The following is a 5,685-nucleotide window of genomic DNA, read 5'->3' on the forward strand; positions in this document are numbered from 1 at the left end:
CTGCAGGGGGGACCCTGTGGGAGAGTAGGACGCCGCCGAACAATCATTCAGAAAAGCCCCTGATCCCTTCGGATCAGGGGCTTTTCGCATTTCCGGGTCCGCCCAGGTGTACGTCCGCGGGGAGCAGTAGGCGTATCACCAGGTAGTCCCCCCAATGCGACGTCCGGGCGGACCTGCCCGGACCGGCCTCCGATGGGAGGGCTTGCGCGGGGGGCCGGGGCTAGCCTGGCCCGCATGTACAACGACGGTCTGGTGACGTGCACCGCGCGTGAGCTCGTGATTCGCCGGTACTACTTCCCGTTGGCGTCCGCCAAGCGGATCCCGTACGGGCGGATCCGCGGGCTGCGGCAGGTGCCGCTGACCCGGGTCGGCGGGCGGTGGCGGATCTGGGGTTCCGGGGACTTCGTGCACTACTTCAACCTGGACCTGGGGCGGATCGACAAGAGCGTGGCCTTCGTCGTCGACCTCGGCGCCCGGGTCAAGCCGGTGATCACCCCGGACGAGCCGGACCGGCTGGCGGCGGCGATGGCCGCGCACAGCATCCCGGTGACCAGGGGCTGACCCGGGGCCCCGGTGGGACCGGGGCCGGCGGTCCGTCGGCCCCACCGCTCAGTTCAGTTCAGTTCAGTGCGGCGCGGGGTGGGTGGGGCCAGGTGGGGTGGTGCTGGTCGATCACGTAGTGGTGGCCGTGCTGCCAGCTGCCGTCGGGGGTGGGGCGGGCGTCCGCGAGGTGGGGGTGGCCGAGCGGCAGCTCGGTGTGGCGGTGGCTGAGGGCGTCCGGGTCCCGGGCGGGCCACAGGGCGGTGGCGGCCAGGGCGGCGGTGAGTGCGACCGCGCCCAGGACGACCGCGGTGGCGGGGAGTCCGGCGCCGGCGGCGAGCCAGCCGGCCAGCGGGTAGGTGAGCAGCCAGCAGCCGTGCGACAGCGAGAACTGGGCGGCGAACGCGGCCGGCAGGTCGGGGTCGGCGGCGGAGCGGCGGACCACCCGGCCGCCGGGTGTCAGGACGGCCGAGCCGGCGGCGCCGATCAGGGCCCAGGCGGCGAGCAGGGCGAGCCAGCTGCCGGTGCCGGCCGGGGCGGCGGTGATCGCGGTGACGGCGGCGAGGACGCCGGGCAGGGCGAAGGCGGCGGGCAGCATGACGGACCGGTCGCTGACCCGGGTGAGCAGCCGCGGCAGCAGCAGGGCGGCGAGCATCGAGCCGACGCCGTACGCGCCGAGGGCCAGCGAGACGGCGCCGACCGGGCGGTGGAAGTGGTCGCGGACCACGTTGACGGTGTCGACGAAGACGATGGCGCCGGCGGCCGCCACCGCGAGGTCCAGGGCGAGCAGTGCCCGCAGCCGTGGGGTGGCCCGGAACAGCCGGGTGCCGAACGCGGCCCTGCGGTAGATCCCGTCGGTGCGTTCGACCGGCCGGGGCCTGGGCAGCACGACGGAGACGACCAGGGCGGCGGAGGCGAGGAAGCCCGCGGTCGTCCCGGCGAACAGCCAGTGGTACGGGACCACGGAGAGCAGCAGGGCGGCGAGTGCCGGGCTGAACAGCGATTCGAGGTCGTAGGCGAGCCGGGACATCGACAGCGCCCGGGTGTAGTCGCGTTCGGCGGGCAGCACCTCGGGGATGGTGGCCTGGAAGGTCGGGGTGAAGGCGGCGGACGCGGCCTGGAGCAGGAAGATCAGGACGTAGACCTGCCACACCCGGTCGACGAACGGCAGGGTGAGGGCGACGGCGGCCCGGGTGAGGTCCATGGCGACCATCAGGGTGCGCCGGGGGACCAGCCCGGCGAGGGCTCCGGCGACCGGGGCGATCGTCACGTACGCGACCATCTTGATCGCCAGTGCGGTGCCGAGGACGGCCGAGGCGTCGCTCCCGGCGATCGAGTACGCGAGCAGCGAGAGCGCCACGGTGGCCAGGCCGGTGCCGACCAGGGCGACGACCTGGGCGGTGAACAGGTGGCGGTAGGTGCGGTTGCGCAGCACGGTCAGCATGGGCCCGTCCCGGGGCGGAGGTGGGGGTGGTGGTGCGCCCATCATAGGCAATGCGTGCATACGTGTGCACCTGTTTGTCGGACGGAACGACCTGCGCGGACCGGCCGGGGCTCAGTCGTGCGGGGGGAGGTGCCCGATCTGGTGGTCGGCGACGTTCAGGGCCTCGTCCACCAGCCGGCGCAGGTGCCCGTGGCGCAGCGAGTAGACCACCCGCCGGCCGTCCTTGCGGGTGGCGACCAGCCCGGCCAGCCGCAGCTTGGCCAGGTGCTGGCTGACCGAGGGTCGGGCGGCCCCGGTCGCCTCGGTCAGCGTGGTCACGTCCGCCTCGCCCCGGCCGAGCCGCTCCAGCAGCGCCAGCCGGGTGCGGTCGGCCAGCAGGGAGAGGACGGAGGCGGCGACGTCCAGCCGCGCCTCGGCCCGCTGCTGCGAGCGGTGTGCATCTGCCAGATCGGCGCCGGAGCTCATGCCCGCAGTCTATGGTGTGTGCGCAGGTGCGCTCATGACGAGGGACCGCGTCGGCGGCGGAGGTAGGCCCAGGTGACGGCGGCCAGCAGCGGGCCCCAGAGCAGCAGTGGGGCGTAGCAGGCGACCAGGACGACGGTGTGCCAGTCGCCGGACAGCATCGGGAGGCCGTCGGGCAGCGGTCGGCCCCGGAGGTCGCGGCCGGTCGAGAGCAGCACGGTCAACAGCAGCGTGCCGACGCTGAGCGCGGCGGCGCCCAGCGCGGCCGGGACGACGGCCGCCGCGACCGGGACACGTCGGCCGCCCAGCAGCGGGAGCCGGCGCGGGAGCACCTCGCCCCAGCGGGCGACCAGGCCGAGCGCGGTGAAGGCGAGCAGCTCGGAGACGGCCGACAGCAGGACGACGTACAGCTCCAGCGGCAGCCACCAGGGGAGGCTGCCGGAGTCCTGCACCGCGTCGCCGTCCAGCGGGGCGTGGAAGGTGCAGGTGGCGATCCGCCAGGCGCTGGACGGCAGGACGGTGAGCGGCACCGCCCGGGCGGCGAGCCCGGCCCAGCGCGGAACGCCGGGGACGGGGGTGTGGGCGGCGGCCCAGGCGGTGCGCAGGCGGCCGGTGGCGGGCGGGAGTTGGGCGAGGGCGGTCATGGGGGCTCTCCGGTGCGGCGGGGGCGGTGCCCCAACGCTCGCAGCCGGACCGGGGGTGGCCCTCGGCCGGGAGGAGGAACCGGCTCCCCCGGGGGAGGGAGCCGCCGCCGTCGAGCCTGCGGTCGGTCAGTCGGTCAGTCGGTCAGGACGGGTCAGCCCGCGCGCTGCTCGACCGGCTGTTCCTCGGCGACGGGCGCCGGGGCCGGTTCGAGGTCGCCCATCCGCGGGATCACGAACAGCGCGGCGAGGATCAGCGCACCGGCGATGACGATCGGGGTGCGGATGCCGACGGTGGAGCCGATCCAGCCGCTGAGGCCCGCGCCGATCAGCATCCCGACCCGGGAGAGCATCAGGTAGCAGCTGTTGACCCGGCCGAGCAGTTCCTTGGGCACGGTCTGCTGGCGCAGCGAGATCGCCTGGACGTTCCAGGTGACCACGCCGAAATTGCCGAGCGCGAACAGCGGGGCCACCGCGAACACCGAGGGGCTCAGGCCCATCAGCAGCAGCGAGGAGCCCATCAGCACGAAGGCGAGGGTGATCCGGGCCCGCCGGCCCAGCCGCTCGCCGATCCGGCCGGCCACCATGCTGGCGGCGGTGCCGCCGGCCACGCCGGTGGCGAGGACGGCGCCGAAGGCCCAGGTGGGCTCGTGCAGGGTGCGGGTGACCAGCAGCGCCATCATGGTGATGCCGAGGGAGGAGGCGCCCGCGGCCACGGCGGAGAGCGAGGCGACCAGGCGCAGTTGCTTGTGCCCGTACAGCCAGCGGACGCCCTCGCGGACCTCGGCCATGACCCGGCGCTCGGACCGCGCCCGGGGGGAGCCCGAGCGGCCGGTCGCGGCGACCAGGGCGGCGGCGAGGGCGAAGGAGACGCCGTCGACGGTGAACGGGTAGCCGGCCGCGATCGCGAACAGGCTGGTGCCGACCAGCGGACCGATCATCCGGCCGACCAGCAGGCCGCCCTGGAGACGGCCGTTGGCGACGTCCAGTTGCTCGGAGCGGACCACGTCCGGGATGGTCGAGGTGGCGGCGTTCACGAACACCGTCTCCCCGCAGCCGAGGACGAAGGCCAGGGCGGCGAGCAGGGCGAGCGGCGGGGTGGTGGAGAAGACCCAGGCGGCGAACCCCAGCAGGATGGCGGCGCGGCCGAAGTCGATCGTCCACATCAGCCGGCGGCGGTCGAAGCGGTCGGCGATGACGCCGCCGAACAGGGCCATCAGCAGCCAGGGGAGGGATCCGGCCACCGCGACCACGGACACCGCCGAGGGGGAGTCCGAGATGGCCAGGGCGAGCAACGGAAGCGACGAGTCCCGCATGCCGTCGCCGACCGCCGAGATCGACGAGGCCGACCACAGCATGGTGAATTTCCGGCCCAGTTGGGGCCTGGAGCGGTGCGGGGGTGTCGCTGGGCTGGCTGAGGTCACCGACGCAGTATGGCATGACCGCTACATGTTTGGACGCCCTTCACCGACCATTTCCAGCTGGGATCCCGGAGTCCGGAAACCCCCTTGACGAGGGCGGTGAGGCCCCCGCTCGTCAGTGCTGGACGCCGGCGGAGAGCGAGAAGCCGGCGAACTGGGCGCGCTGGGTGCTGGCCGGGCCCCAACTGGTGTCGTGGCCGCCGTAGAAGGTCGAGAACAGCACCCCGCCGAAGGGGATCGAGGCGATGCCGGAGGCGACCCTGGCGGAGTACACCTGGCGGCCGTCGTACCAGACGGTGACCTCGCCGGTGTTCCGGTTCACCGACTGCTCGACGGTGTGCCAGCGGTCGTCGGCCTGGAAGTGCCAGTCGCCCAGGCCCTCGTCCACACCGTAGCCGGTCGGGCCGGAGTCGGTCGGGGTGTAGAGGTAGACCTCGCCGTTGTCGGGGCTGCCGTTGGCACCCCGCCACATGTAGCGGGTGGACCAGCCCGCGCCGTGGTTGCCGCCGGACTCCTGGCCGATCTTCCCGCCGTACAGGCCCGGCAGCTTGCCGGCCTTGCCCCAGTCGCGGCCGGTGGGGAAGCGGAGGGAGTACTTGAGGTCCAGGGTGGGCCCCTGGGCGAGGGCGGACAGGCCGAGCGCGTTCAGGTCGGTGTAGAACTGGCCGCCGCCCGGATTGGGGCAGTCGGTGCAGGAGTTGGCGGAGGAGCCGGCGCCGTACGTCACCTGGAGCGCGGGGCCGCCGTCGGGGGCGGTCCGGTCCTCGACGGCGGTGAAGTCGGCCGCGCCCCAGGCACCTTGGCCCGCGACGCCCCAGGAGCGCTGCCACTGGGCGGTGCCGTAGCCGCGGAAGCCGCCGGTCCAGGCGGCCGAGCCGCTGGGTGCGGGAGCGGCGGTGGCGGAGCCGGTGGGCGGCTGGGTGCGGGCCCCTGCGGGGGTGGCCGCGCAGCCGGCGGCGGCGAGCAGGGCGAGTGCGGCCAGGGCGGCGGTGCGCGCGGAGCGGTGCATCGGTGGCTCCTCGGTCGGCGGTTGATCCGTACAGATCATGCCGCACACCCGGGTCGGGCTTGGGTAAAGGGCGGGGCAGGGAAGGGGAAAGGGCTGTGGCCGGGGGGGGGGGGGTGGAAGAGTGGTTTGAGAGCCCCCCCACCCCCCCCCGCCAAGAGAGGTGCGCGG

Annotated in this window: 6 protein-coding genes; 1 reads left to right on the forward strand and 5 read right to left on the reverse strand. The window is 74.2% G+C overall.

The window, feature by feature from the left end; translation table 11 throughout:
* Positions 1-234 precede the first annotated feature (234 nt).
* On the forward strand, positions 235-561 hold the full coding sequence (locus tag ACFWXO_RS29940) for a hypothetical protein (protein WP_375897148.1): 327 nt from the start codon (positions 235-237) through the stop codon (positions 559-561).
* Between the two features lie 58 nt (positions 562-619).
* Here ACFWXO_RS29940 and ACFWXO_RS29945 read toward each other — a convergent pair whose 3' ends face one another.
* The 5 genes from ACFWXO_RS29945 to ACFWXO_RS29965 all read right to left on the reverse strand — a co-directional run bounded on the left by ACFWXO_RS29945 (position 620) and on the right by ACFWXO_RS29965 (position 5,517).
* Positions 620-1,984, reverse strand: a complete 1,365-nt coding sequence (locus tag ACFWXO_RS29945; RefSeq protein WP_380527456.1) for an MFS transporter — start codon at positions 1,982-1,984, stop codon at positions 620-622.
* A 111-nt stretch (positions 1,985-2,095) separates the two neighbouring features.
* Positions 2,096-2,449, reverse strand: coding sequence for a metalloregulator ArsR/SmtB family transcription factor (locus ACFWXO_RS29950; RefSeq protein ID WP_350508582.1), 354 nt, complete (start codon positions 2,447-2,449; stop codon positions 2,096-2,098).
* 32 nt (positions 2,450-2,481) lie between these two features.
* On the reverse strand, positions 2,482-3,090 hold the full coding sequence (locus ACFWXO_RS29955) for a hypothetical protein (protein ID WP_380527458.1): 609 nt from the start codon (positions 3,088-3,090) through the stop codon (positions 2,482-2,484).
* Between the two features lie 152 nt (positions 3,091-3,242).
* Positions 3,243-4,445: an MFS transporter gene (locus ACFWXO_RS29960; protein ID WP_380527460.1), complete on the reverse strand. Its 1,203-nt coding sequence runs from the start codon at positions 4,443-4,445 to the stop codon at positions 3,243-3,245.
* A gap of 178 nt (positions 4,446-4,623) precedes the next feature.
* Positions 4,624-5,517: a polysaccharide lyase gene (locus tag ACFWXO_RS29965; protein WP_380527462.1), complete on the reverse strand. Its 894-nt coding sequence runs from the start codon at positions 5,515-5,517 to the stop codon at positions 4,624-4,626.
* Between the last annotated feature and the right edge of the window lie 168 nt (positions 5,518-5,685).

Source organism: Kitasatospora sp. NPDC059088, assembly GCF_042738155.1.
Taxonomy (GTDB): domain Bacteria; phylum Actinomycetota; class Actinomycetes; order Streptomycetales; family Streptomycetaceae; genus Kitasatospora.

Coding starts and splice junctions, on each gene's coding strand:
- ACFWXO_RS29940 (WP_375897148.1), top strand. CDS start 235: ATGTACAACGACGGTCTGGTGACGTGCACCGCGCGTGAGCTCGTGATT.
- ACFWXO_RS29945 (WP_380527456.1), bottom strand. CDS start 1,984: ATGCTGACCGTGCTGCGCAACCGCACCTACCGCCACCTGTTCACCGCC.
- ACFWXO_RS29950 (WP_350508582.1), bottom strand. CDS start 2,449: ATGAGCTCCGGCGCCGATCTGGCAGATGCACACCGCTCGCAGCAGCGG.
- ACFWXO_RS29955 (WP_380527458.1), bottom strand. CDS start 3,090: ATGACCGCCCTCGCCCAACTCCCGCCCGCCACCGGCCGCCTGCGCACC.
- ACFWXO_RS29960 (WP_380527460.1), bottom strand. CDS start 4,445: ATGCTGTGGTCGGCCTCGTCGATCTCGGCGGTCGGCGACGGCATGCGG.
- ACFWXO_RS29965 (WP_380527462.1), bottom strand. CDS start 5,517: ATGCACCGCTCCGCGCGCACCGCCGCCCTGGCCGCACTCGCCCTGCTC.